General features: G+C 57.2%; 25 protein-coding genes, 1 tRNA gene and 1 riboswitch. Of the genes, 21 read left to right on the forward strand and 5 right to left on the reverse strand.

Translation table 11 applies throughout. The features are described from left to right. Nucleotides 1-74 precede the first annotated feature (74 nt). The 4 genes from G5533_RS11995 to G5533_RS12010 all read left to right on the forward strand — a co-directional run bounded on the left by G5533_RS11995 (nucleotide 75) and on the right by G5533_RS12010 (nucleotide 3,942). Entirely contained in the window at nucleotides 75-1,640 is a 1,566-nt protein-coding gene (locus G5533_RS11995) for an AbgT family transporter (RefSeq protein ID WP_216978984.1), read from the forward strand. A gap of 71 nt (nucleotides 1,641-1,711) precedes the next feature. Further along, nucleotides 1,712-2,437 carry an oxygen-insensitive NADPH nitroreductase gene (gene nfsA, locus G5533_RS12000; RefSeq protein WP_216978983.1) on the forward strand — a complete coding sequence of 242 codons (726 nt, stop codon included), beginning with the start codon at nucleotides 1,712-1,714 and terminating at the stop codon, nucleotides 2,435-2,437. Between the two features lie 192 nt (nucleotides 2,438-2,629). Next, entirely contained in the window at nucleotides 2,630-3,394 is a 765-nt protein-coding gene (locus G5533_RS12005; RefSeq protein ID WP_216953387.1) for a DNA repair protein, read from the forward strand. Next, nucleotides 3,388-3,942, forward strand: coding sequence for a VOC family protein (locus tag G5533_RS12010; protein ID WP_031227877.1), 555 nt, complete (start codon nucleotides 3,388-3,390; stop codon nucleotides 3,940-3,942). The genes G5533_RS12005 and G5533_RS12010 overlap by 7 nt, the downstream gene beginning before the upstream one ends. Nucleotides 3,943-4,087: 145 nt before the next feature. Here the strand turns inward: G5533_RS12010 and G5533_RS12015 are convergent, their stop codons facing one another. After that, a complete protein-coding gene (locus G5533_RS12015) occupies nucleotides 4,088-5,311 on the reverse strand; it encodes an MFS transporter (RefSeq protein WP_441254845.1) in 1,224 nt (407 codons plus the stop codon). A gap of 95 nt (nucleotides 5,312-5,406) precedes the next feature. Between G5533_RS12015 and G5533_RS12020 the strand changes: the two genes are divergently transcribed. Then, nucleotides 5,407-6,282: a LysR family transcriptional regulator gene (locus tag G5533_RS12020; protein ID WP_042053074.1), complete on the forward strand. Its 876-nt coding sequence runs from the start codon at nucleotides 5,407-5,409 to the stop codon at nucleotides 6,280-6,282. Between the two features lie 63 nt (nucleotides 6,283-6,345). After that, on the forward strand, nucleotides 6,346-7,302 hold the full coding sequence (locus tag G5533_RS12025) for a LysR substrate-binding domain-containing protein (RefSeq protein WP_346215327.1): 957 nt from the start codon (nucleotides 6,346-6,348) through the stop codon (nucleotides 7,300-7,302). 70 nt (nucleotides 7,303-7,372) lie between these two features. On the opposite strand, the gene ribA is transcribed toward G5533_RS12025, so the two are convergent. After that, nucleotides 7,373-7,966: a GTP cyclohydrolase II gene (gene ribA / locus G5533_RS12030; protein WP_005337152.1), complete on the reverse strand. Its 594-nt coding sequence runs from the start codon at nucleotides 7,964-7,966 to the stop codon at nucleotides 7,373-7,375. 248 nt (nucleotides 7,967-8,214) lie between these two features. Between ribA and cmk the strand changes: the two genes are divergently transcribed. From cmk to pyrF, 6 genes are all read left to right on the forward strand, one after another. Beyond that, nucleotides 8,215-8,907 (forward strand): (d)CMP kinase, encoded by a 693-nt coding sequence (gene cmk / locus G5533_RS12035; protein ID WP_019444698.1) that lies wholly within the window; start codon nucleotides 8,215-8,217, stop codon nucleotides 8,905-8,907. Nucleotides 8,908-9,001: 94 nt separating this feature from the next. Next, nucleotides 9,002-10,672 carry a 30S ribosomal protein S1 gene (gene rpsA, locus G5533_RS12040; RefSeq protein ID WP_005337148.1) on the forward strand — a complete coding sequence of 557 codons (1,671 nt, stop codon included), beginning with the start codon at nucleotides 9,002-9,004 and terminating at the stop codon, nucleotides 10,670-10,672. A gap of 92 nt (nucleotides 10,673-10,764) precedes the next feature. Continuing rightward, complete coding sequence (gene ihfB, locus G5533_RS12045; RefSeq protein ID WP_005299934.1) at nucleotides 10,765-11,049, forward strand: integration host factor subunit beta; 285 nt, start codon at nucleotides 10,765-10,767, stop codon at nucleotides 11,047-11,049. A 158-nt stretch (nucleotides 11,050-11,207) separates the two neighbouring features. Further along, nucleotides 11,208-11,492, forward strand: coding sequence for a LapA family protein (locus G5533_RS12050; RefSeq protein WP_005337143.1), 285 nt, complete (start codon nucleotides 11,208-11,210; stop codon nucleotides 11,490-11,492). A gap of 9 nt (nucleotides 11,493-11,501) precedes the next feature. Further along, entirely contained in the window at nucleotides 11,502-12,668 is a 1,167-nt protein-coding gene (gene lapB, locus G5533_RS12055) for a lipopolysaccharide assembly protein LapB (RefSeq protein WP_047438342.1), read from the forward strand. 18 nt (nucleotides 12,669-12,686) lie between these two features. Further along, nucleotides 12,687-13,388, forward strand: coding sequence for an orotidine-5'-phosphate decarboxylase (gene pyrF / locus G5533_RS12060; RefSeq protein WP_042083286.1), 702 nt, complete (start codon nucleotides 12,687-12,689; stop codon nucleotides 13,386-13,388). Here pyrF and rrtA read toward each other — a convergent pair. Then, nucleotides 13,363-13,956: a rhombosortase gene (rrtA, locus tag G5533_RS12065; RefSeq protein WP_270657478.1), complete on the reverse strand. Its 594-nt coding sequence runs from the start codon at nucleotides 13,954-13,956 to the stop codon at nucleotides 13,363-13,365. The genes pyrF and rrtA overlap by 26 nt on opposite strands. On the opposite strand from rrtA, the gene G5533_RS12070 reads away from it, so the two are divergent. The 5 genes from G5533_RS12070 to G5533_RS12090 all read left to right on the forward strand — a co-directional run bounded on the left by G5533_RS12070 (nucleotide 13,955) and on the right by G5533_RS12090 (nucleotide 16,843). Continuing rightward, the gene (locus G5533_RS12070) at nucleotides 13,955-14,578 is read left to right on the forward strand and encodes a tRNA-uridine aminocarboxypropyltransferase (protein WP_421206541.1); all 624 of its coding nucleotides are present in this window, start codon (nucleotides 13,955-13,957) and stop codon (nucleotides 14,576-14,578) included. The two genes, rrtA and G5533_RS12070, sit on opposite strands and share 2 nt — an antisense overlap. Before the next feature lie 20 nt (nucleotides 14,579-14,598). Further along, nucleotides 14,599-15,306, forward strand: a complete 708-nt coding sequence (gene queC / locus G5533_RS12075; protein WP_005359893.1) for a 7-cyano-7-deazaguanine synthase QueC — start codon at nucleotides 14,599-14,601, stop codon at nucleotides 15,304-15,306. 61 nt (nucleotides 15,307-15,367) lie between these two features. Then, complete coding sequence (gene queE / locus G5533_RS12080; protein WP_421206539.1) at nucleotides 15,368-16,039, forward strand: 7-carboxy-7-deazaguanine synthase QueE; 672 nt, start codon at nucleotides 15,368-15,370, stop codon at nucleotides 16,037-16,039. Between the two features lies 1 nt (nucleotide 16,040). After that, nucleotides 16,041-16,271, forward strand: coding sequence for a DUF3820 family protein (locus tag G5533_RS12085; protein ID WP_005337126.1), 231 nt, complete (start codon nucleotides 16,041-16,043; stop codon nucleotides 16,269-16,271). After that, nucleotides 16,268-16,843 carry a cob(I)yrinic acid a,c-diamide adenosyltransferase gene (locus G5533_RS12090; protein WP_106844486.1) on the forward strand — a complete coding sequence of 192 codons (576 nt, stop codon included), beginning with the start codon at nucleotides 16,268-16,270 and terminating at the stop codon, nucleotides 16,841-16,843. Before G5533_RS12085 ends, G5533_RS12090 begins: the two co-directional genes overlap by 4 nt. Before the next feature lie 69 nt (nucleotides 16,844-16,912). On the opposite strand, the gene G5533_RS12095 is transcribed toward G5533_RS12090, so the two are convergent. Beyond that, complete coding sequence (locus tag G5533_RS12095) at nucleotides 16,913-17,317, reverse strand: H-NS family histone-like protein (RefSeq protein WP_279490670.1); 405 nt, start codon at nucleotides 17,315-17,317, stop codon at nucleotides 16,913-16,915. Between the two features lie 302 nt (nucleotides 17,318-17,619). Continuing rightward, a riboswitch (Lysine riboswitch) is annotated at nucleotides 17,620-17,791 on the forward strand. Nucleotides 17,792-17,879: 88 nt separating this feature from the next. On the opposite strand from G5533_RS12095, the gene G5533_RS12100 reads away from it, so the two are divergent. Both G5533_RS12100 and G5533_RS12105 read left to right on the forward strand, forming a co-directional pair. After that, nucleotides 17,880-19,460, forward strand: coding sequence for a Na+/H+ antiporter NhaC family protein (locus G5533_RS12100; protein WP_421206536.1), 1,581 nt, complete (start codon nucleotides 17,880-17,882; stop codon nucleotides 19,458-19,460). A gap of 91 nt (nucleotides 19,461-19,551) precedes the next feature. Beyond that, nucleotides 19,552-20,133: a thymidine kinase gene (locus tag G5533_RS12105; protein ID WP_005337121.1), complete on the forward strand. Its 582-nt coding sequence runs from the start codon at nucleotides 19,552-19,554 to the stop codon at nucleotides 20,131-20,133. 80 nt (nucleotides 20,134-20,213) lie between these two features. Here G5533_RS12105 and G5533_RS12110 read toward each other — a convergent pair whose 3' ends face one another. Then, nucleotides 20,214-21,551 carry a flavohemoglobin expression-modulating QEGLA motif protein gene (locus tag G5533_RS12110; RefSeq protein WP_216953395.1) on the reverse strand — a complete coding sequence of 446 codons (1,338 nt, stop codon included), beginning with the start codon at nucleotides 21,549-21,551 and terminating at the stop codon, nucleotides 20,214-20,216. Nucleotides 21,552-21,709: 158 nt separating this feature from the next. On the opposite strand from G5533_RS12110, the gene G5533_RS12115 reads away from it, so the two are divergent. Together G5533_RS12115 and G5533_RS12120 are read left to right on the forward strand one after the other, a co-directional pair. Beyond that, the gene (locus G5533_RS12115; RefSeq protein WP_005337119.1) at nucleotides 21,710-22,165 is read left to right on the forward strand and encodes a YbjN domain-containing protein; all 456 of its coding nucleotides are present in this window, start codon (nucleotides 21,710-21,712) and stop codon (nucleotides 22,163-22,165) included. A gap of 135 nt (nucleotides 22,166-22,300) precedes the next feature. Continuing rightward, nucleotides 22,301-22,388: transfer RNA gene (locus G5533_RS12120), tRNA-Ser, on the forward strand. Nucleotides 22,389-22,635: the final 247 nt, after the last annotated feature.

Here is a 22,635-nt window from a genome sequence, read left to right on the forward strand (position 1 = left end):
CGATCGGTCATGAGACGGATTGGCTGGAATTGCTAGCATGCGACCTCGTTTCTAGGGAAAGGAGTATCGCAATAATGAGTCATGCTGCTGTCAATGACCGTCCGGCCAGCCCTCCCAAAGGTTGGCTGAACCGTTTCCTCAATGGCGTCGAGAAAGCCGGGAACAAATTACCCGACCCCGCCATGCTGTTCCTCTACGCCTTGCTGATCGTCTGGGTCGGCTCCTGGGTGTTGTCACAATTCCAGTTTGATCTGGTCAACCCCCGTACCGGGGAGGCGGTAGTGGTCAACAACCTGCTGACCGGTGCCGGTCTGGCCGAGTTTCTCTCCACCATGGTGACCACTTTCACCGGCTTTGCCCCGCTGGGCATCGTGCTGGTGGCCATGCTGGGGGTCGGGGTGGCCGAGCAGTCCGGTTTTATCAATACCGGTCTGAAAAAGTTGCTCAAAGTGACGCCTGCCCGTTTTCTCACTCCCATGCTGATCCTGGTAGCGATCGTCAGCCACACCGCCGCAGATGCGGGTTATGTGCTGGTGATCCCCATCGGTGGCATCATCTTCCACGCTGCCGGACGCCATCCGCTGGCGGGGATCGCCGCTGCCTTTGCCGGTGTCTCCGGCGGTTTTGCCGCCAACTTCCTGCCCTCCGGCGGGGATGCGTTGCTGCAGGGCTTTACCCAGTCCGCCGCTCAGTTGCTCGATCCTGACTATATGGTCAACACCCTTTGCAACATCATCTTTACCGGAGCCTCTTCGCTGCTGATCATCTGCGTCGGCTGGTTCATTACCGAAAAGGTGGTGGAGCCGCGCCTCAAGCATGTGGCGCTTAACGAGGATCTGGAGAGTGCCGACGAGATGGGGCGCTACAGCGCGCAAGAGAGCCGAGCCTTCAACTGGGCCGGGTTTGCCATGCTGGCGGCTATCGTGCTGCTGGCGCTGGCGCTCTCCCCGAACGATTCCCCGCTGCGTGCTGCCGATGGCTCCCTGACCACCTTCGCTGCCCCCGTGATGAAGTCCATAGTGCCGCTCATCTTCCTGCTCTTTATCCTGCCCGGGATTGTCTACGGCTTTGTCGCAGGCAGCTTCAAGAGCGGCAAGGATGTGATCGATGCCATGTCGGCCACCATGAACAAGATGGGCTCCTACATGGTGATGGCTTTCTTCTGCGCGCTCTTCATCAAGGCGTTTGGTGACTCCAATCTGGGCACTCTGCTGGCCCTTTCCGGTGCCGAAGTGCTCCATGCGCTGGCGCTGCCCGGTGAGGTGACTATCGTCGGGATGATCCTGCTCACAGCCAGCGTCAATCTGGTAGTCGGCTCGGCCTCCGCCAAGTGGGCGCTGATCAGCCCGATCCTAGTGCCCATGTTGATGGCGGTGGGGATCTCCCCCGAGCTGACCCAGGCGGCCTATCGGGTCGGGGATTCTGCTTCCAATATCATCACCCCGCTGATGGTCTTCTTCCCGCTGGTGGTGGTCTATTGCCAGCAGTATGTGAAGAGCACCGGGATCGGTACTCTGGTCTCCATGATGCTGCCCTACTCGCTGGCCTTCCTGGTGAGCTGGACGATTTTCCTGCTGCTCTACTGGGCGCTCGGCTTCCCGCTCGGGTTGCAAGCCCCTTACGTCTATCCGGCCCCTTAAGCTGGGTGTGCGAGGGAGCCTTGGGCTCCCTCGTTTTTTTCGCTATGGTGTTACCTCATTTTGGAGGTGCCATGAATCAGACCATCGATCTTATCCTTTCCCATCGCTCCATTCGTCAGTTCACTGCCGAGCCGATCGCCCCGCAGCAGCTGGATGTCATTCTCGCCGCCGCCCAGTCCGCCTCGACCTCGAGCTTTTTGCAGGTGACCAGTATTGTGCGAGTCAGTGAACCCGAGGCGCGTCAGCAGCTGGCCATGCTGGCGGGCAATCAACCCTATGTGGTGCAGGCGGCCGAGTTTCTGGTGTTCTGCGCCGATTACCATCGTCACAGCCAGATCGTGCCCGAGGCCCAGACCGGTTATGCGGAACAGTTGTTGATCGGTGCCATTGACGGCGCCCTGATGGCGCAAAATGCCCTGCTGGCGGCGCAGTCGTTGGGACTGGGCGGGGTCTATATCGGCGGCATTCGCAACCATCCTGCCGAGGTGAGCGAGCTACTGGGCTTGCCCCATCAGGTGATCCCGCTGTTTGGCCTCTGCCTTGGCCACCCTGCCCAGCAGCCGGAGCAGAAACCCCGCCTGCCCAGGGGATTGGTGGTGCATCAGGAGCGCTACCAGCACGAGCTGGATCGCGACCTGCTGGCCCGGTACGATCAGCAGATCGCGGACTACTATCAGGCCCGCAGCAGCAACAACAAACAGCAGACCTGGAGTAGCCAGATCCGCGCCATTCTGGGCAAGGAGTCCCGCCCTTTCATGCTGGGATTCCTGCAATCGCAGGGCTTTAACCTCAAGTAATGGCGCTGATGGGCGATACTATGGGAGTGATGACCACCATGGTCATTTTCCCGTGATCCTGAAATCTTTCCCTGAGACCGGGTATACAGCTTGGCGACAAATCGTGGGCAAGGGGGGATCTACAGGCTACCTTAAGTAGATAAGCTGTTGTAGGATCACGCAATTGGATTGGGACAGGGGTTTGGACATCCTATGATTTTAACTTTGGTATTGCTGTCTATCGGCGCGCTCCTGTTTTTGGTTATCGCCTATAACGTGGTACAGCAATATAAGCAGAAGGCGGAGGCTGAAAAGCGTCACGCCGTTGCCAGACACAAGACGGTAGCCGACGAGACCGAAGAGGTACTGCTGAACGTCAATCTGGTGCCTTTCTCCAAAAACATGGTGTTGCTGTTGCAGCACCGGATCCTTGATGCCTATCGCGCCATCGCCCAGGTGATGCCCAACAACCAGATCAAGCAGCGCATCGCCGATGTGCAGATCCAGATCAAGAACGTGCAGGAAAATTACAGTGCGCAGGATGAGGGGCACTTCAAAACCCCCGAGTCTGATCGTCAGGCGATCCAGATGTTGCAGCTGGTAAAAAAGCTACGTGCCGTACTGCGTGTCGAGCACAACAAGGGCAAAATTGATCCGCAGGGGTTTGCTCAGGAAGATCGTCGTCTCGAGCTGATGCAGCTCAAAATCAACATCTCGAATCTGGTCAAGCGGGCGATGGATGCCCGCATTCAGGGCCAATATGGTACTTGCCGCCAGCTCTATACCAAGGGGTTGTCGGCAATGGCCAGCATTGGCGACAAGGATCCCTATCTGTTGGCTCGTGAAGAGGATATGCGTCAGGGGCTCAAGGAGCTTGAAGAGCTGCAGCAGCAAAACAGCGCGCAGGATCTGCAAAACATCAAGGACAAGGAAGCCGACGAGCTCGATGTCCTGTTTCAACCCAAGAAGAAATGGTAAGCATGTCCCACCCACTCGATTCCACACTGGGGCCAATGGCCCCATTTGTTTCTCAGCTGTTGACCGAACTGGCCGCTGCTGGCGTCACATTTTCCCAGCCAACGGTCGATCACCTCTGTTATCGGGCGGCGACCTTGCAGGAGTACCGCGCGCTGTGTGCTGTATTGGCTGAAGCGGGCTCCTTGCTGGTGGAGGGGATGATCGGCGGTCGCCCGATTGCCACTTATCAGTTGCATCAGCCACTGCTGGCTGGTGAGGTGCAGGTACCCTGTATCGAGCTGGCGGCGCCGAAACCGGGGCGCATCCATCAGGCAGGACTGGAACATATCGAGCTGGTGGTTACTTCACTGCAGGATCTGGTAGCGCGCTATCCCGAGCAGCCATTCAAAACCGGCAATATGCAGGATACCCGCAACCCCGATATCGGCCTGATGTTGCCCTCCGGTCAGATCAAGTTTCACTTACGCTCGCTGGCTGAGGTGATCGCCGAAGAGGTGGCGACCGGTGCTGTGGTCGCGGTGCCTGCGGATTATTTCGATCAGGAGTGATCCTGCGCTCAATGCGGTGCGAGCCTGACAGGCTCTTGAATAACGCAGCAAAAGGGGTCACCGGTGTGACCCCTTTTGCTATCTGGCGGTGCTGGGTTGCGAGAGCGCTATCTGCTCGTGGGTGACCCTGTTTGCGCTGAGCCCGTTACCCGTGTCGGTGGGGTTGCTGGGCGGGCAGTGGCGATTGGCTTCGCTGCTTGAGACGGCCGAGCCAGAGGCTCAAGCCTGCCGTCAGGATGAGGACCAGTTCAATTCCCATGACCAGACCGCCCAGCTCGCCTTGCTCCCAGAAGGGGTGCAGGTAAAGTCCCCCCAGACTCGCCCCCAGATAGTAGGCCACCAGATAGAGGGAGGAGGCGAGGGCCCGGTTGTGTTCGACATGATGACCCACCCAGGCACTGGCACAGGCGTGAGCCAGGAAAAAACCGAAGCTGGAGACCAGCAAGCCGCTCAGGATCCCGAGCAGGCTAGCCTGCAGCAGCCACAGACTGCCGATAGCCATCAGCGCGATCCCGACCAGCAGCATGCGTTGTGCCCCCCAGCGATTGGCAAATCGGCCGCTCAGAGAGGAGGCCACCGTCCCCGAGAGATAGGTGAGAAACAGCATGCCGAGCCACTGGGTGGGCAAGGAGAAAGGGGGCTTGGCCAGCAGGAAGGTGAGATAACTGAACTGGTTCAGAAACACCATAAAGTTGAGCCCGCCGATAAGGTAAGCCCCTACCAGCAAGGGATTGGTCAGGTGTTGCTGCAAGGCGCGGGCAAATTGGCCGCGAACGGGGGCGCTCGCCACAAAGCGGGTCTGATGGGGCAGCAGCCAGAAGACCAGCGGCAGCAGTGACAGGCTGATCACTCCGATCCCCAGAAAGGTATGCTGCCAGTCGCCAAACCAGCCCGCCAACAGACCGCCGACCACCCGACCGGCAATGCCACCGAGGGAGTTGGCGGCAATATAAACCCCCACCGCCGAGAGCAGCCCCCGTTTACTGAACTCTTCCCCCATATAGGCAATCGCAGTGGCTGGTAACCCGGCCAGCAGCGCGCCCTGCAGGATACGCAGCAGCAGCAGGGTGCCAAACTGCTCAACCAGCGGGATTAACAGTGAGAGCAGGATCGCCAGGGTGAGGGTACCCAGCATGACCTGCCGACGGCCATGGCGATCCGCCAGTCTGGCGCAGATCAGCAGGGAGGCGGCGAGGCCTGCAGTGCATCCTGCCAGTGTCCAGCTGGCCGAGAGGGAGTTGACCGAGAAGACCTCGGCAATCAGGGGTAACAGGGGATGGGTCTGGTAGAGGTTCAGAAACACCAGAAAAGAGCCCAGGCTGAGGGCCAGGGTTGCACGTATCCACTCGCGACTTCCAACTTCAATCATTGCGTATTGTCCTGACTACTTTTGGTCAGGGTAGAGTCCATGCAGTTATAAATATAATATATTTAAGTTATCCATCTCATAAGATGAATTGATACATGGATCTGAAACAGCTCACCTATCTGCTGGCGGTCAGGGATGCCGGCTCATTTACCAAGGCAGCCAACAGTCTGCATGTGGCACAGCCGGCCATCAGCATGGCCATCGCCAAGCTGGAGCAGCAGCTCGAATTGCGGCTGTTTGATCGACAGGACCGGGCGGTACGGCTCACCCCGGAGGGAGAGGTGCTCTGTCGCCATGCCGAGCGCTTGTTGTTGCAGATGCATCAGGCCGAGGCCGAGATGGCCGAGCTCAAGGGGCTAGAGCGGGGGGAGGTGCGGATCGGGATCCCCTATATGATGGGCTCCTACTATTTTCCCCCTCGACTGATGGCCTTCAAGCATCGCTATCCCGGCCTCAAGATCCGGGTCGAAGAGGCCGGCACCCGTGAGCTGCTCAGCCGGATGGTGGATGGCTCCCTCGATCTGGCCATTCTCATCACCAGTGATCTTCCCCCCGCCATCGAGGGGGCACATCTGCTGAGCGAAGAGATGTTGATGGTGGTGGGGGACGATCACCCCTTGCGCGGCGAACCGGCCGTCACCCTCTCGCAGTTCTTTGCTCAGGAGCTGGCGCTGTTTCGCCGTGGTTTTTACCACCGGGAGCATATGGAGGCGCTAGCCCAGAGCCTGGGCGTTGAACCCGATATCGCCTTCGAGAGCAATCTTATCCCTCTGCTCAAGGCGGTGGTGCGGCAAGGTTTTGCGGTGACCACCTTCTTGCGGATGGTGCTGGAAGAGGAGCCGGATCTGAGTGGCGTGCCCTTCGACCCGCCCATCTACCTCGACCTCTGTGTGGCGTGGCGGCGTGGCGATCCGCTATCCATGGCCAACCGTGCCTTGCGCGATTTCCTACTCAAGGATCGCCCGGCCTGATGGCGGCGGGCCATTGCTGAAAGTTTGTTACTATTAACGGTGGGTTCGCTTGAGGGCTACACCATGAAATTGCAGCAATTGCGCTATATCGTCGAGGTGGCGAACCACAGGCTGAATCTGTCGGCCACCGCCGAGAGCCTCTTTACCTCCCAGCCCGGGATCAGCAAACAGGTGCGGATGCTGGAGGATGAGCTGGGGATCCAGATCTTCGAGCGCAGCGGCAAACACCTGACCCAGATCACCCCCATAGGTCGGGACGTGATCAAAGTGGCCGCGGAGGTGCTGGACAAGGTGGCCACCATCAAGGTGATGGCCAGGCAGCATGTGCATCCGGAGCAGGGAACCCTCACCATTGCCGCTACTCATCTGCAAGCCCGTTATATTTTGCCCGCCATCCTCAAGGGTTTTATGGCCCGCTTTCCCAAAGTTGCCGTAACTGTGATGCAGGGGAGTGCGGCGCAGTGCCGCGTAGCCGTGCATGATGGCGCCGCCGATCTGCTGCTGGCGGATGAACCGGAGGAGGGGAGCGATCTGCTCATGCTCCCCTCTTTTCAGTGGCAACGGGGCTTGGTGCTGCCCAAGGATCATCCGTTGGCCAAAGCAAACTCGCTGACCCCGGCCGAACTGGTGGAGTTTGCGCTGGTGACCGATGGAAGGGCGCTCTCTGCTGCACATGGCACTGATTGCGCTCATGCCGAGAGCCGGATCGCCTGCTGTGCGAGCGACAGCGATGTGCTCAAGACCTATGTCAGACAAGGGATGGGCATCGGGGTGATGGCAACCTTTGCCTGGGAGCCCCAGCGCGATGGCGAGCTGGTGCTCAAAACGGCGCCCTGGCTACCAGGCGGTGTGGCCGCTATCGGGTTGCGCAGAGGGGCATTTTTATGCGGCTATCTGTATGACCTGATTGAACGTCTCGCGCCGCAATTGACCCGCGAGCGGGTCGAACAATACTGTGCTGCCCGCACTGGCGAAGAGCTTGAAGCTCTGCTGGCCAATCTGACCGTACCACAGCGATAGCTAGGGTCGTCCCAAGAAAAACGCCTCCGTTCGGGAGGCGTTTGACTATCTGACATTCGTCAATTCAGGCTCACTTCTTCAGCATATGATCCAGCTTGTTGGCCTTGGTCGACAGATAGAACTCGTTGTGGGGATTGCGCCCTTCCTGCAACGGTACCCGTTCGGCCACCGGAATACCGAAGGATTCCATGGCTTTCATCTTGCGCGGGTTGTTGGTCATCAGTTTGAGAGACTTGACCTCAAGCTGCTTGAGCATATCGGCGCAGATGGTGTAGTCGCGCATATCGGCGGCGAAACCAAGGGCCACGTTGGCTTCCACGGTATCGGCCCCCTGATCCTGCAGGTGATAGGCGCGGATCTTGTTGAGCAAGCCGATGCCACGGCCCTCTTGACGCACATACAGCAACACGCCACGACCGGCTTTGGCGATATTCTCCATGGCCGCCTGCAACTGGAAACCGCAGTCACAACGCAGGCTGAACAGGGCGTCGCCGGTCAGGCACTCTGAGTGGATCCGGCCCAGCACGGGCTCTTCACCGGTAATGTCGCCCATCACCAGTGCGGCGTGATCTTTGCCTGTGCCGGTTTCCTGAAAACCTACCAGCGTGAAGGTGCCCCAGGGGGTTGGCAATTTGGATTTGGCCACGAGGGTAACGCTGCTCATAGGTTGCTCCTTACTACTAACGGCTCAAAAAAGGGGGGCCAGTTTAGCGCGCCTTGTCAGGAACGACCATAAGAACAAGTCCCTGCATTGCTTAATGAAATCTCCAAATGAGATACAAGCACAGCTGTCCGACGGGTTTTGGCCCTTTGTGCGGATTGATGACTGCCAGGCTCACCACATTCGGGTATAATCGGCGCCCATTAACCCACCCCTTCGGGATGGGAGCAACACAGTGCAGGAGAGAAGTTATGCCTCAGATGGCCCCCGTAATGACAATTGATGGCCCCAGTGGTGCAGGTAAAGGCACCTTGTGTCAGCTGCTTGCTGAGAAGCTGGGTTGGCACTTGCTGGACTCGGGCGCCATCTATCGGGTGTTGTCCCTGGCCGCCCTGCATCACGATGTAGAGCTGGATAGTGAAGCTTCACTGGTGCCACTGGCTGCCAATCTGGATGTGCAATTTCAGGTTGAGGGCGATCTGGTCAAGGTGATCCTGGAAGGGGAAGATGTCTCCCGCACCATCCGCACCGAAGAAGTGGGTAATGCTGCCAGTAAAATCGCCGCCTTCCCCCGGGTGCGCGAAGCATTGTTGCGCCGTCAGCGTGCTTTTCGTCAGGCCCCGGGTCTGATTGCCGATGGTCGTGATATGGGCACAGTTGTTTTCCCCGAGGCCGAGGTGAAGATTTTCCTCGACGCCAGTGCCGAAGAACGGGCCCAGCGTCGCTATAAGCAGTTGCAAGATAAGGGCTTTGATGTTAACTTTGAGCGTCTTTTAACCGAGATTCGGGAACGTGACGATCGCGACAGAAATCGCGCTACAGCACCCCTGAAACCGGCAGAAGATGCTCTGGTGGTAGACTCTACCGCCATGACCATAGATGAAGTGCTGGCAACAGTACTCGCCTATGCAGAGCAACAACTTGGTGATGCCAGCGCAAGCTGACATCCGGTCGTCTGCACCAAGGATGGCGCAGATTATTTAAAACAGCCCCGCTTGTGCCGGATTGCAAGTGGATGTTTCATTTGTGACATAAACAATGATCGAATCTTTTGCTCAACTCTTTGAAGAGTCCCTGAACGCCGTTGAAACCCGTCAAGGTTCCATCGTCAAGGGTACTGTCGTTGCTATCGAGAACGGTTTCGTACTGGTTGACGCCGGTCTGAAATCCGAGTCCGCTATCCCGGCTGAAGAATTCAAGAACGCCATGGGCGAGCTGGAAATCAACGTCGGCGACACCGTTGACGTGGCTCTGGACTCTATCGAAGATGGTTTCGGCGAAACCAAGCTGTCCCGCGAAAAAGCCAAGCGCCACGAAGCCTGGCTGCAGCTTGAGAAGGCTTACGAAGAGCAAGCTACCGTTATCGGTATCATCAACGGCAAGGTCAAGGGTGGTTTCACCGTTGAACTGAACGGCATCCGTGCCTTCCTGCCGGGTTCTCTGGTTGACGTGCGTCCGATCCGTGACACCGCTCACCTGGAAAACAAAGAACTCGAGTTCAAAGTCATCAAGCTGGACCAGAAGCGCAACAACGTTGTTGTTTCCCGTCGTGCCGTGATCGAGACCGAGAACACCTCCGAGCGCGAAAGCCTGCTGGCTAACCTGCAAGAAGGTCAAGAAGTTAAGGGTATCGTCAAGAACCTGACCGACTACGGTGCATTCGTAGATCTGGGCGGTGTTGACGGCCTGCTGCACATCACCGACATGGCGTGGAAGCGCGTTAAGCATCCTTCCGAAATCGTCAACGTTGGCGACGAGATCGCTGTCAAGGTTCTGAAGTTCGACCGCGAGCGTACCCGTGTATCCCTGGGTCTGAAGCAGCTGGGCGAAGATCCCTGGGTTGCTATCGCCAAGCGTTACCCGGAGACCACCCGTCTGTCTGGCCGCGTGACCAACCTGACCGACTACGGCTGCTTCGTTGAAATCGAAGAAGGCGTTGAAGGCCTGGTACACGTATCCGAGATGGATTGGACCAACAAGAACATCCACCCGTCCAAAGTTGTTAACGTTGGCGACGTGGTTGACGTGATGGTTCTGGACATCGACGAAGAGCGTCGTCGTATCTCCCTGGGTCTGAAGCAGTGCAAATCCAACCCGTGGCAGCTGTTTGCCGAAACTCACGCCAAAGGCGACCGTGTTTCCGGCAAGATCAAGTCCATCACTGACTTCGGTATCTTCATCGGTCTGGATGGCGGCATCGACGGCCTGGTTCACCTGTCGGACATCTCCTGGAACAACCAGGGCGAAGAAGCCGTGCGTGAATTCAAGAAAGGCGACGAGATCGAAGCCGTTGTTCTGCAAGTGGATCCGGAGCGTGAGCGCATCTCCCTGGGTGTCAAGCAGATCGAAGAAGACCCGTTCAACAAGTACCTGGCTGACAACAAGAAAGGTGCTATCGTGAAGGGTAAGGTTACCGAGGTTGATGCCAAAGGTGCCGTTATCGAACTGGCTGATGGCGTAGAAGGCTACCTGCGTGCCTCCGACGCTGCTCGTGACCGCGTAGAAGACGCCACTCTGGTGCTGTCTGTTGGTGACGAAGTTGAAGCTAAATTCATGGGCGTTGATCGTAAGAACCGCACCGTAAGCCTGTCTGTCCGTGCTAAGGACGAGGCTGATGAGCGTGTTGCCATCGATAACCTGAACCAGCAAGAAGAAGTTGTGTTCAGCAATGCTATGATGGAAGCGTTCAAAGCCGCCAAGGGTGAGTAATCCTTGATGCAAGAAAAGGGCGGCATTGCGCCGCCCTTTTTTATCCTGGCAAAATGAATATTGCATGTGATCGGGGAAGGAGATTTAACGTTATGACCAAATCAGATCTCATCGAACAACTGGCAGCCAGCCGCATGCATATGCCGGCCAAGGATGTCGAAGCCGCCATCAAGGAGATCCTTGAGCAGATGGCGTCGACCTTGCAAAACGGCGACCGGATTGAAATCCGCGGATTTGGCAGTTTTTCACTGCACTATCGTGCGCCCCGTGTGGGCCGCAACCCCAAGACTGGGGACAAGGTTGAACTGACCGGGAAATATGTCCCGCACTTCAAACCTGGCAAAGAGTTGCGCGAGCGCGTCAACATCATTGAATAATGCAGAAATGGGCATACCTCGGGTATGCCTTTTTTCTTTTTGGCACCGATTCCTGTGCCAATCGTCTTGTTTCTTAAACTCTTTTCCCATTCACTCTAGAGTCTGCCTGCGATTTTAAGGATAATCAGCCTCTCATTAGATACTGACAGGGAGCTCTTATGAAGCGTATTTTGGCCCTCATTCCGCTGGTGCTGGTGTTTGTTCTGACCCTGGCGCTGGGCTCACAAAATGGCCAGCTGGTTCAGTTCAATTACCTGATCGCTCAGGGTGAGTTTTCACTTGCCATGCTGTTGGGCTTCTTCTTTGCTGGCGGCTTTTTGCTGGGCTGGCTGGTATTCGGCCTGCTGTTCCTGCGCCTGAAAATGCAAAACCGCACCCTCAACCGCACCATGCGTCGTCAATCCCGCGAGTTGGAGCTGGCCCGGTCACCGGGTAAGGAATAATGTTCCTCAATGCTTGAACTGCTTTTCCTGCTGTTACCCATCGCCGCCGGTTATGGCTGGTACATGGGTCGCAGGAGTGTTCGCCAGGACACCCAAAAACAGAGTAACCAGTTTTCCCGCCAGTATGTGGCGGGCCTCAACTATTTGCTGTCCGATGAATCCGACAAGGCGGTGGATCTCTTTATCCAGCTGCTTGAGGTGGACAGTGAAACCATCGAAACACACCTCTCCCTCGGCAACCTGTTTCGTCAGCGTGGGGAGGTCGATCGTGCCATCAAGATCCACCAGAACCTGGTAACCCGCCAACTGACCCGGGAGCAGCGTCAGCTTGCCCTGCAGGAGCTTGCGCGCGACTTTTTGGCTGCTGGTCTGCTGGACCGAGCGGAAGCGCTCTGGAATGAGCTGTGTGATGACAGCGACTATGAAGAGACGGCGCTGGCACAGCTGTTGATCATCCATCAGCAGTTGCGGGACTGGGATAAGGCCATCGATGTGGCGGTTCGTCTGCAAAAATTCCAGGGCAAGAAGCTGGCCGACCCCATCTCCCATTTCTATTGCGAGCAAGCCGAGACCGCGCTGCGTGAGGGCAATAAAGGGGAGGGGCTGGCCAAGCTCAAACGGGCGCTCAGTATCAATCCGGCATGTGCCCGGGCCAGTTTGCGCCTCGCTGAGCTCGCCATGGCAGAGGGGGAGTATGAGCAGGCCAGCAAGGAGCTGCTGCGGGTGTTCGAGCAGGATATCGACTTTGCCTCCGAGGCAATGCCCAAATTGCTCGAGTGCTATCAGCAGTTGGGGCGCACGCCTGCGTTGATCCCGCTGCTTGAGAAGGCTGTGGAAGATCACGCCGGTGTCAGCGTGACCCTGGCCCTTGCCAAGCTGGTTGAAGAGCGTGATGGCCTGAGCCAGGCCCGTTCGCTGGTGTTGCGTCAGCTGCGTCGTCATCCGTCGATGAAAGGTTTTTACCAGCTGGTGGGTTTTCAGCTGGCCAGTGCGGAAGAGGGGCCTGCCAAGGAGAGCCTCGAACTGCTGCAACAGCTGGTCGGCGAGCAGATCAAAATCAAGTCAACCCACAAGTGTCGGCAGTGCGGCTTTGCCACTCACTCGCTGTTCTGGCAGTGCCCGTCTTGTCGCCAGTGGGGTTCCATCAAGCCGATCCGTGGTCTGGACGGTGAATAACAAGCAATAGGATGTGAGATGCAAGATCCCAAAGTACTGGTAGCGCTGGATTATCAGCACGAGGCAGATGCCTTAGCGTTCGTTGAACGTATCTCTCCGGCCCAGTGCCGTCTCAAGGTAGGCAAGGAGATGTTTACCCTGTTTGGCCCGCAATTTGTACGCCAGCTGGTGGCCAAGGGATTTGATGTCTTTCTGGATCTGAAGTTTCACGATATTCCCAATACCGTTGCCAAAGCCGTGGCAGCCAGTGCCGAGCTCGGTGTCTGGATGGTCAACGTGCATGCCAGTGGTGGTGAGCGGATGATGCGTGCCGCCAAAGAGGCGCTGCTGCCTTATGGCGACAAGGCGCCATTGTTGATCGGGGTGACCGTACTGACCAGCATGGAGCAGTCCGACATGATCCCTCTTGGTCTGGATGTGAGCCCTGCCGAGCAGGTGATCCGGCTGGCTACCTTGACCAAGACATCCGGCTTGGATGGGGTTGTCTGCTCTGCCAACGAGGCCCATGAGCTTAAAGCCTTGCTGGGCGAAGATTTCAAGCTGGTGACCCCGGGTATTCGCCCGACCGGTTCAGCGGCCGGGGATCAGCGCCGGGTGATGACACCGAAAGCGGCGGTCGAGGCGGGGTCCGATTATCTGGTTATCGGTCGCCCCATTACGCAGGCTGCCGATCCGGCCGCCATGCTGGCCAGCATCAATGCCGAGCTGGCTGGTGCGTAACAGGCTCACTCAGTGATACGCGGTGCAGGCCGAGCAACAGGCCTGCACCGGCCCCGATAAGATGAGAGCCGATGTGTACCCTGGCATTGATCAGGGTGGATATCGGGCTCTCTCCTGCGTTGTAGAAGTCCATCGCCAGCTTGAGTCCCATCCCTGCCAACAGTAGCCAGCCCGATGTGCGGCGTCCGTGGCGAATATCCTGCATTGCCCCCCAGACAAACAGGCCATGCAGCGAGCCGGATAGCCCCATGTACCATTGGGTCTGCGGGCACCACCACCAGATCCCCAAGCCCACTGCCAACCAGAGCAGCAACATCAGCAGCGGCAGGTGAGCCCCACCCAGATAGTCGCGAAACAGGCTATAGAGGATGGCGAGGCCGCCCAGATTGAGCAGCAGGTGCCACAGATTGGTATGAGCCAGATTGCCTGTTATGATCCGCCACCCTTCGCCCCCGGCGATCAAGGGCCGATCGAAGGAGAGCTGAAGATTGGGAACGGTAAAGAAGAGTAGCAAGCTGGTGAGAGAGAGCGTGATAACCCAGAGCAATCCAGATTTGTCTGACAACATGAAACAGTCCAACGACAAGAACAGTCGATACTGTACACGTTGCACCCGAGCCCTCAAAGCCTGCCTGTGCGATTATATTGTGCCGGTTGACAATCACACGCCCCTCTACATCTTGCAGCACCCCAACGAGGTGGCACATCCCAAGGGGACTGCCGCGCTGCTGGCGGCCTCTTTGCAACAGTGCGAGATCCATGTGGGGGAGGACTTTTCCCGCGATGAGTGGCTCAATGTGCTGCTGGCTGACCAATCCCGTCGTTATTATTTGCTCTGGCCGGATGAGGATGCCATTTCGCTGACCGATCTTCGCCAACAGTGGGAGAGTGAATCCTCTGGCTCCGCATCCGTCGCCTTTATCTTGCTTGACGGCACCTGGCGCAAAGCCTATCGCATGTTGCAGAGCAACCCGGCACTGGCCCGCTTGCCCCGCATCGGCATTGGTGCCATTGCCGGTCAATATGCCATTCGAAAGAAACCCTTTCCCGATGCCCTCTCTACCATAGAGGCGGGCTATCACCTCTTGTCCCGGTGGGAGGGGAGGCCGGAGCACTATGCGCCCTTGCTGACCCTGTTTAACCGGTTGAATACCCAGTGGCAGGACTTTGCCGAAGGCCGCCGCGCGTGACAATTCAAGGAGTTATCAAGATGAAAAAAGCAGTCGTGGTTTTCAGTGGCGGTCAGGACAGCACCACCTGTCTGGTACAGGCATTGGCCCGGTATGATGAAGTGCACGCCATCACCTTCGACTATGGCCAGCGCCATCGGGAAGAGATCGACACCGCGCGTCGTCTGGGCAGTGCTCTGGGGATCGCCGCCCACAAGGTGATGGATGTGACGCTGCTCAATGAGCTGGCGGTCTCTGCCCTGACCCGTGACGACATCCCGGTCAGCTGCGAGCTGCAGGATAATGGCCTACCCAACACCTTCGTGCCGGGTCGCAATATCCTGTTCCTGACCCTGGCTTCCATCTATGCCTATCAGGTGGGCGCCGAAGCGGTGATCACCGGTGTCTGCGAGACCGACTTCTCCGGCTATCCCGATTGCCGTGACGAGTTTGTCAAGGCCCTCAATCAGGCGGTGTCGCTGGGGCTGGATCGCGGCATCCGTTTTGAAACTCCCTTGATGTGGCTCGACAAGGCCGAAACCTGGGCACTGGCGGATCACTATGGTCACCTCGACACGGTGCGCCAGCAGACCCTGACCTGCTACAACGGCATTGCCGGTGACGGTTGCGGCACGTGTCCTGCGTGTGAACTGCGCAGTCGCGGTCTGAACAACTATCTGGCCGACAAGGCGGGTATCATGGCCAGACTGTTTGAGAAAACCGGGCTGGGCGAGAAAAGCGCAGAGTGAGCCTGCGTCTTGCCGTGGCTTGGGGTATAATCCGCGACTTTTGCAACAAGCCGTGATCGAGATGCACTACCCAATCAACGAGATTTTCCAGACCATCCAGGGGGAGGGCATCTTTACCGGCCTGCCCGCCATCTTTGTTCGCCTGCAGGGTTGCCCGGTGGGCTGCCCCTGGTGCGATACCCGTCATACCTGGGTTGTTGATCCGGCTCGTGAAGTGGGTAAGGCGGCGGTACTGGATGGTTCCAACGAATCCGATTGCTGGAGCCAACTCAGCACCGCGCAGATTATCAAGAGCTTTGGCGATCTGGGTTATCAGGCACGCCATGTGGTGATCACCGGTGGGGAACCCTGCCTCTACGATCTGCACGAACTCTCGTCAGCATTACTGGCGGCGGGTTATCAGGTGCAGATTGAAACCAGTGGCACCAGCGAGATCAAGACTCATGAGCAGACTTGGGTAACCGTCTCCCCCAAGATCGGTATGAAAGGGGGGCTGCCTGTGCTGGTCTCGGCGCTGGAGCGGGCCAACGAGATCAAGCATCCGGTGGCCACCGAGCACCATATTGAAGAGCTGGATGCGCTGCTCGCTACCGCTACCCTGCGCCCGGACGTGGTCATTGCCTTGCAGCCGATCAGCCAGAAACCACGGGCCACCCAATTGGCGATGGATACCTGTATCGCGCGTAACTGGCGACTCTCAATCCAGACTCATAAATATCTGGATATCGATTAATATGGATTGGCTATCCGACGAACAGGTACTGCTGACCCTGACCAACAAGATGCCTTACGGTAAATATCAGGGTCGACGTATCATCGATATTCCCGAGCCCTATCTGGTGTGGATGGCGCGCAGCGGTTTTCCGGCGGGTAAATTGGGCCAGACGCTAGCGTTGGCTTACGAAATCAAACTCAATGGACTCGAGTCCATGATTATTCCCATTATTAACAGGATGTCGGTATGAGAATATATACGAGGCAGGGCGACAAGGGCATGACCCGGCTGGCCGATGGTATCCCATTGCCCAAGGATCATTTGCGGGTCGAGACCTACGGTTATATCGATGAGCTCAACTCCCATATTGGTTTGTTGATTTGTGACGTCCCATCGCAAGAGGTCGGCTTATTGGCTGATTTACAGCTGTTGCAACAGGAGTTGTTTGATCTGGGGGGCGAGTTGGCATTCTCCAGCGACGCCCAGAATGAATCGATTTGGCAGGTTAATGCCGCTTGGACAACTCGCCTTGAACAGCAGATAGATCGTTATAGTGAGCCATTGCCACCGCTGCGCCAATTTATATTGCCCGGTGGTTCCCGTGCTGCGGCGCAAGCGCATGTGGTGCGCACTCTGGTGCGTCATTGCGAGCGCTTGCTGCTGACATTGAGCCGGGAAGAGCGGGTCAATCCCGAGGTGCTGCCCTATCTGAACCGGATGAGTGACTGGTTCTTTACCGTTGCCCGCTATCTCATCTGCGTGGCAGGGGAGCGTGAAGTGCTGTGGGTCAAGGCAGCAGATCGCCCGCAATCAGCTATCTGATATTTCACGTTTAAGCGGCAATAAAAAACCTCGCCTTGGCGAGGTTTTTTATTAGCAACGAGATTGAGATCAGATAGCAAAGTCTTCCAGTGATTTGCCTGCTGCCACTGCGCTGGCAATGACCGAAGGCATACGGCCCTGGCCGGTCCAGGTTTTCTCTACGCCATTATCCTGATAGCGATATTTGGCCGGACGTGGCGCCCGCTTGCCTTTTTCTGATTTGCCGGGGTTGGTAGCGACAGCGCTTACCAATTCTGCCGGGTCAATACCGGCGGCTTTCAGCATTTCGCTATATTCGTTAATTTTCCGCAGATGCTCTTCACGGGCCTGACGCTCGGCAGCTTCATCTTGCTGACGTTCAGCAACGATAGTAGAGAGTTTTTCCAGTGCCTCTTCCAGTTGTTCCAGAGAAAGCTCGCGGCAGGTCGCACGCAGACTGCGGATATTAAGCAGTACCTTTAAAAATTCATTCATAGGAGTTACCACGTCGAGTCAGAGAAAAATATTATGTTCCAGCTGATTCTTGCTTGGTGATTTAAATAAGTCAAGCCGGGTTAAATATTATATCCGTGGGGAACATCAATACAGATATTTAATATGGCCTGCAATAGGCTTGGTGATTGGATGCCAATGAAGCCGCAGTAGGTGAAAATAGCGTCAAAGTTGGCGTTGTTGCATCATTTGACTACCATTTTCCGACCTTGATTTGTTTATTATGATTATTTAATCAAAAAACTTGCTATAAGCTGCCATCTCGATAAAATGTGCGGCGAATACCTTTAAGTAGAGGCGCGCTGCCTATGAGTATTTGTGCGGAGGGTGATGCCTGTGATGCACAAGGAAAGGAGTCAGCGCCGAAGTGGCCAGGCCATCATACCGGGCTGCTGGTTCTGCATCTAATAGGTGCAGGACTGCCATAGTCATCCACTATGGAGCGCTACCTGAAGGGGCTGAGGAGTATAACCTCCCCATAGGTTTTGTTTCTTTAGATCCTCTCGGTAGATCTCCACCTGTAATCTTTAGGTGCAAAGAGATCATGGACATTAGTCATTTCGCCGACTCCGGTTGGTCCGTTCTTCCCCCCCTGTTGGCTGTCGCGCTGGCGATCATGACCCGCCGCGTGCTGCTGTCCCTTGGTGTGGGCATCGTCACCGGCAGTTTGCTGCTCAATCAGTTTTCACCCCTCGAATCCCTGCATTACATGTTGAATACCGTGCTCAAGATCTTCTGGGTCGATGGCGCGCTCAATCGTGACAATGTCAACATGATCCTGTTTATGCTGCTGCTGGGTGGCCTCATCAGCCTGATGAGCGTCTCCGGGGCGACCCGTGCCTTTGCCGAGTGGGCCGAGCGTCGTGCCAAGACCCGCAAGGGCGCCAAAGCCCTGACTGGCATGATGGTGTTTGCCTTCTTTATCGATGACTTCTTCCACAGCCTGTCGGTGGGGGCCATCTGCCGTCCGGTGACCGACCGCTTCCAGATCTCTCGTGCCAAACTGGCCTATCTGCTGGACTCCACCGCGGCGCCGGTCTGCGTGCTGATGCCCATCTCCTCCTGGGGGGCTTATATCATCGCCCTGGTTGGCGGCATCATGGCGGCACACGGTCTGACCGAACAGAGCCCCATCGCGGCGTTTGTCGAGATGATCCCGATGAACCTTTACGCCGTCTTCACCCTGATCATGGTGCTGGTGGTGATCGCCTGTCAGCTCGATATCGGCCCGATGCGTCAACACGAAGCGTGGGCGCTGGAAGGCAAGCTGTGGGATGAGTCCAAGGGCCGCCCCATCGGTCTGGATATGGAGAGCCCGGAAGAGAGCAACGGCGGCATGATCGACATGGTATTGCCGATCCTGACCCTGACTGCGGCCACCATCTATTTCATGATTGATTCCGGTGCTGCGGTGCTGAGCGAGAAAGGGCTGCCGTTCAGCGTGCTCGGCTCGTTCGAAAACACCAACGTCGGCTCTTCGCTGGTCTACGGTGCCCTGTGCAGTCTGGTGGTCTCCATCGGTCTGGCGATGCGTCTGAAGCTGGGTGCCAAGAACTGGATCAAGGCCGCGCCACAAGGCGTCATGGCCATGCTGCCGGCCATCAACATCCTGCTGTTCGCCTGGACCATAGGTGCCGTGGTGCGTGATGTGGAGACTGGCAAGTACCTGGCTTCGCTGGCTAACGGCAACCTGCCGATCGAAGTGCTGCCTGCCGTGGTCTTTATCCTCTCCTGTGCTATGGCGTTTGCCACCGGCACCAGCTGGGGAACCTTCGGCATCATGCTGCCACTGGCCGGCGACATGGCTGCCGCCAGCGACATCAGCCTGATGTTGCCGATGCTGGCCGCGGTACTGGCTGGCTCGGTGTTCGGGGATCATAGCTCGCCCATCTCCAGCACCAGCATCCTCTCTGCCACCGGTGCCGGTTGCCATCACATCGATCACGTGATGACCCAGCTGCCTTATGCACTGGCCATTGCCTTCGGTGCGGCCATCGGTTACCTGGCGATGGGCTTGATGCACTCCAGCCTGGCCGGTTTCAGTGTCAGTGCCCTCTGGTTTGTGCTCTTTACCAGCTATCACCTGAAAAAGGCCAAAGCGCGGCCAGCGCTGGCCACCGCGTAACATTTATAGAGCAAGGGGCCCGCGGGCCCCTTGGTTTTGTCAGGGGCTTTGGTTAGCATGCGCCCCATAAATTCAGTTTCGGAACAGTATCATGGCTTCACTGCACTACAAATTTGCCACCATGAATTCAGGCAAATCCACCCAGCTCATTCAGGCGCACTTCAACTATCTGGAGCGGGGCATGCATCCTCTGGCGATGACGCCAGCCATCGATGACCGTTTCGGGGTCGGGGTGATCAGTGCCCGGGTAGGTCTTGAACTGAAGGTGGACGTGTTCAGCGACAGCTGTGATCTGTTTGAAATGGTGAAAGAGCGTCATGCGAAGAAACATATCGATGTCTTTATCGTGGACGAGGCCCAGTTCCTGACCCGTGAGCAGGTCTACCAGCTGGCCCGCATCGTCGATGAGCAGGATATTCCGGTGATGGCCTATGGCCTCAAGACCGATTTTCGCGGCGAGCTGTTCCCGGGCTCATACCATCTGCTCTGTCTGGCCGACAAGTTTGAAGAGCTGAAGAGCATCTGCTGGTGCGGCAACAAGGCTCACATGAACTCCCGGGTCAACGAGGCGGGTCAGGTGATGCGTGATGGCGAGCAGGTGGAGATCGGTGGCAACGATCGCTATGTGTCACTGTGCCGCAAACACTATCTGGAAGGTCGGGCCTACAAGTAATTCGGCTGCGATATTTGAATCGTCGAGAAGGGCGTCCATCTGGCGCCCTTTTTATTTTCCCCAACTTGTATCGCTGTGGTTCAGTCTATCTCGATATCCACCGGCGCAATGATGGGGTCGGCCACCGGCAGGCGTTGAAATAGCTGGCGAAAATGGTGCTGTACCCGGCCGATATCCACCAGCGACATGCCGGAGGCAAAACCGAACCAGACATAGAGGCCGGTGAGATCGCGAAACATCGGCGGCAAATAGCGGGGGGCGGCAATCAGCCCCTCCAGATAGTGTTGATAGAGTACCGGAATATCATCAAGCGTCACCTTGCCGACAAACAGCATTGGCAGGATCTCGGGCACCCCTTCCAGCACGGCGCTGCGGATAAAGTTGACCGTCTCCACATAGCCACGCACGTAGGAGAGATCCTTGGTAAAACAGGCGCCGCCGCCCACCATGCCGCCACGAAAGACCCGCTGGGTGATCTTGTAGGCGTCGTGCTCGCTGGTGCCCTGCTGTACGAAGTGCTTAAACACCTCGATAAAATCGGCGCCGCGCTCGGCCATGTCGATGGCCATCACCCGATCGGAGATGCGCTTGGCCCGATCCGGAAAGGAGCTGAAGGTGAGGGTCTCTATCAGGACAGCCAGCCCCTCCTGACAGGCGGTGATCCGCGGTGAACCGGCGCTCAGCCAAGTGGCATAGGGCTGCTGGCGACCGTTGAGGGTGGTGCCGACATGGACCCACCCCTCGTGCACCTCCAGCACCTGCAAGTCCAGCTCGGAGAAACGGGCGTGGGAGTTGAGCTTGATGTAGTCGCCACCGGCAGCGGCATCGGAGACAATCCCATCGCTCAGCTTCACCTGCACAGTGCCGTCACTGAAGTAGCTCGACAGCTTGCCCTGCAGTTTGGCGACCGCGGCCTCTCCTTCGAACTCCTTGGGGTAGGGGCGCACCAGATGGCGGGCGCCGGGCAGGGAGAAGATATCGCACAGGCGGGCGCCCAGCTCCTTGAGAGTCTTGCGATCCCCGCGCAGGTGATCGCTGGCAGAGCCATAAAGCAGCTGGCTGTAACGCTGAAAATCGGGTTGGCCGCGCTGGCGCAGCATCTCGATCACCACCATGTACTGATCAACCGTCTCTTGCAGGATCCGGCCAAGATCGTCCTGTGGCCCCAACTTTCTGCGGATCCGGTCCCGCAGCTCCTTGAGCTCCAGATACTTGTTGCGCGGATCGAAGCCGAGGGGGAGGGCATCATAGAAGTGCCTGTCGATAGCGGGCAGCTCCCTGCCACCGCTTGCCAGAAAGCGATCCTGCAGATGGCGTGGCCATTTGATGGCATCCAGAATGCGGATGGGTTTTTGCAGGGTGAGCAGCTCATCCGAGAGTGATTTCAGATGAAGGCGATACTTTTCTTGGATAGTCATGGGGCCCCCTGTGGGGCAAGCGTCATCGTGGATTTGGCTGAGTATATGCATAGCGCTTGCCAAAAAGAAGCGAGCCACAGGGTTATCGGGTTGGCGTGCTTTTTGTTGATAGCAAATTGGTTTAGACTGCGCCCCTTGATCCCAATCTTGTCGTGGAAATGATGAATATCCCCAGCTCCGAAATGATAATGCGTTGGTTACAACAGGCTCGTATCGAGCACTATGTCTGCGACCAGTGTCACGGTATCCACATTGTCTCTTTGCAGTCGGTCGATGGTATTCAGGAGAGCCGGATCTTCGTGGAAGAGGAAGGCCTGCTGTTCTCCTCCGAGCTGGAAGTGCGCCCCTCCGCAATGCTGCCGCTGGTTGCCGAACTGGGCCGACTCAATATGCAGTACCCCTCCCTCAAGGTGTTCCTCGATATCATCGATGACAACCTGCCGCGGCTGGTGGTCGGCCACACCGTCTTTACCAAGGCCGGACTCAGCGTCGAGCAGTTCCTGCTGTTCGTGCAAAGCACCATCGCCGCAACCCACGAACTGGTTGCCGAATGCGAACGTTCCGGCTTCCTCAACCTGCCGGAAATCCAGGTCGCACCGGAATCTGTGCATTAAGTGTTCGAACGGTTCGCCAGGTGAAAAAAGCCATTGACGCGGGCGGGGCTTTCCCCTAAATTACGCCCCGTTCCAGCGCAACAGCGCAGTGAGCACCGTGTTGGCTGAACACGTTAAACCCACAGACAAAAATTTGGTGAGGTGTCCGAGTGGCTGAAGGAGCACGCCTGGAAAGTGTGTATACGGCAACGTATCGAGGGTTCGAATCCCTCCCTCACCGCCACATTGCAAAGCCCTGATGGAAACATCAGGGCTTTTGTTTTATGGCGCAATCCCGAGTGGTTGCCAGCATAGGAATGCAAATCCTCATTGTTGATAGCCCAGCATCTGGCTGAACCGCTTGGGCAATCGTAGTGAAAAGCCTCGGTGACTTTGACGCCACGGCCAACCCATTGGTCGATCCTTTTACAGTTTCCGCCCAATTCAGTACAAGGGCCTCTCGCAAGAGAGGCCCTTTTCATTGCTCGCTG

The sequence above is a fragment of the Aeromonas sp. A600620 genome (assembly GCF_029479985.1).
GTDB classification, from domain to species: domain Bacteria; phylum Pseudomonadota; class Gammaproteobacteria; order Enterobacterales; family Aeromonadaceae; genus Aeromonas; species Aeromonas veronii_A.

Excerpts from the sequence above, each read along its gene's own strand:
- G5533_RS12025 (WP_346215327.1), top strand. The coding sequence starts at position 6,346 with ATGAAATTGCAGCAATTGCGCTATATCGTCGAGGTGGCGAACCACAGG.
- G5533_RS12020 (WP_042053074.1), top strand. The coding sequence starts at position 5,407 with ATGGATCTGAAACAGCTCACCTATCTGCTGGCGGTCAGGGATGCCGGC.
- G5533_RS12115 (WP_005337119.1), top strand. The coding sequence starts at position 21,710 with ATGATGAATATCCCCAGCTCCGAAATGATAATGCGTTGGTTACAACAG.
- G5533_RS12070 (WP_421206541.1), top strand. The coding sequence starts at position 13,955 with ATGAAACAGTCCAACGACAAGAACAGTCGATACTGTACACGTTGCACC.
- G5533_RS12085 (WP_005337126.1), top strand. The coding sequence starts at position 16,041 with ATGGATTGGCTATCCGACGAACAGGTACTGCTGACCCTGACCAACAAG.
- G5533_RS12005 (WP_216953387.1), top strand. The coding sequence starts at position 2,630 with ATGATTTTAACTTTGGTATTGCTGTCTATCGGCGCGCTCCTGTTTTTG.
- G5533_RS12015 (WP_441254845.1), bottom strand. The coding sequence starts at position 5,311 with ATGATTGAAGTTGGAAGTCGCGAGTGGATACGTGCAACCCTGGCCCTC.
- G5533_RS12090 (WP_106844486.1), top strand. The coding sequence starts at position 16,268 with ATGAGAATATATACGAGGCAGGGCGACAAGGGCATGACCCGGCTGGCC.
- G5533_RS12050 (WP_005337143.1), top strand. The coding sequence starts at position 11,208 with ATGAAGCGTATTTTGGCCCTCATTCCGCTGGTGCTGGTGTTTGTTCTG.
- G5533_RS11995 (WP_216978984.1), top strand. The coding sequence starts at position 75 with ATGAGTCATGCTGCTGTCAATGACCGTCCGGCCAGCCCTCCCAAAGGT.
- ihfB (WP_005299934.1), top strand. The coding sequence starts at position 10,765 with ATGACCAAATCAGATCTCATCGAACAACTGGCAGCCAGCCGCATGCAT.
- G5533_RS12105 (WP_005337121.1), top strand. The coding sequence starts at position 19,552 with ATGGCTTCACTGCACTACAAATTTGCCACCATGAATTCAGGCAAATCC.
- queC (WP_005359893.1), top strand. The coding sequence starts at position 14,599 with ATGAAAAAAGCAGTCGTGGTTTTCAGTGGCGGTCAGGACAGCACCACC.
- G5533_RS12095 (WP_279490670.1), bottom strand. The coding sequence starts at position 17,317 with ATGAATGAATTTTTAAAGGTACTGCTTAATATCCGCAGTCTGCGTGCG.
- rrtA (WP_270657478.1), bottom strand. The coding sequence starts at position 13,956 with ATGTTGTCAGACAAATCTGGATTGCTCTGGGTTATCACGCTCTCTCTC.
- rpsA (WP_005337148.1), top strand. The coding sequence starts at position 9,002 with ATGATCGAATCTTTTGCTCAACTCTTTGAAGAGTCCCTGAACGCCGTT.
- G5533_RS12010 (WP_031227877.1), top strand. The coding sequence starts at position 3,388 with ATGGTAAGCATGTCCCACCCACTCGATTCCACACTGGGGCCAATGGCC.
- queE (WP_421206539.1), top strand. The coding sequence starts at position 15,368 with ATGCACTACCCAATCAACGAGATTTTCCAGACCATCCAGGGGGAGGGC.
- nfsA (WP_216978983.1), top strand. The coding sequence starts at position 1,712 with ATGAATCAGACCATCGATCTTATCCTTTCCCATCGCTCCATTCGTCAG.
- pyrF (WP_042083286.1), top strand. The coding sequence starts at position 12,687 with ATGCAAGATCCCAAAGTACTGGTAGCGCTGGATTATCAGCACGAGGCA.
- G5533_RS12100 (WP_421206536.1), top strand. The coding sequence starts at position 17,880 with ATGGACATTAGTCATTTCGCCGACTCCGGTTGGTCCGTTCTTCCCCCC.
- G5533_RS12110 (WP_216953395.1), bottom strand. The coding sequence starts at position 21,551 with ATGACTATCCAAGAAAAGTATCGCCTTCATCTGAAATCACTCTCGGAT.
- ribA (WP_005337152.1), bottom strand. The coding sequence starts at position 7,966 with ATGAGCAGCGTTACCCTCGTGGCCAAATCCAAATTGCCAACCCCCTGG.
- cmk (WP_019444698.1), top strand. The coding sequence starts at position 8,215 with ATGCCTCAGATGGCCCCCGTAATGACAATTGATGGCCCCAGTGGTGCA.
- lapB (WP_047438342.1), top strand. The coding sequence starts at position 11,502 with ATGCTTGAACTGCTTTTCCTGCTGTTACCCATCGCCGCCGGTTATGGC.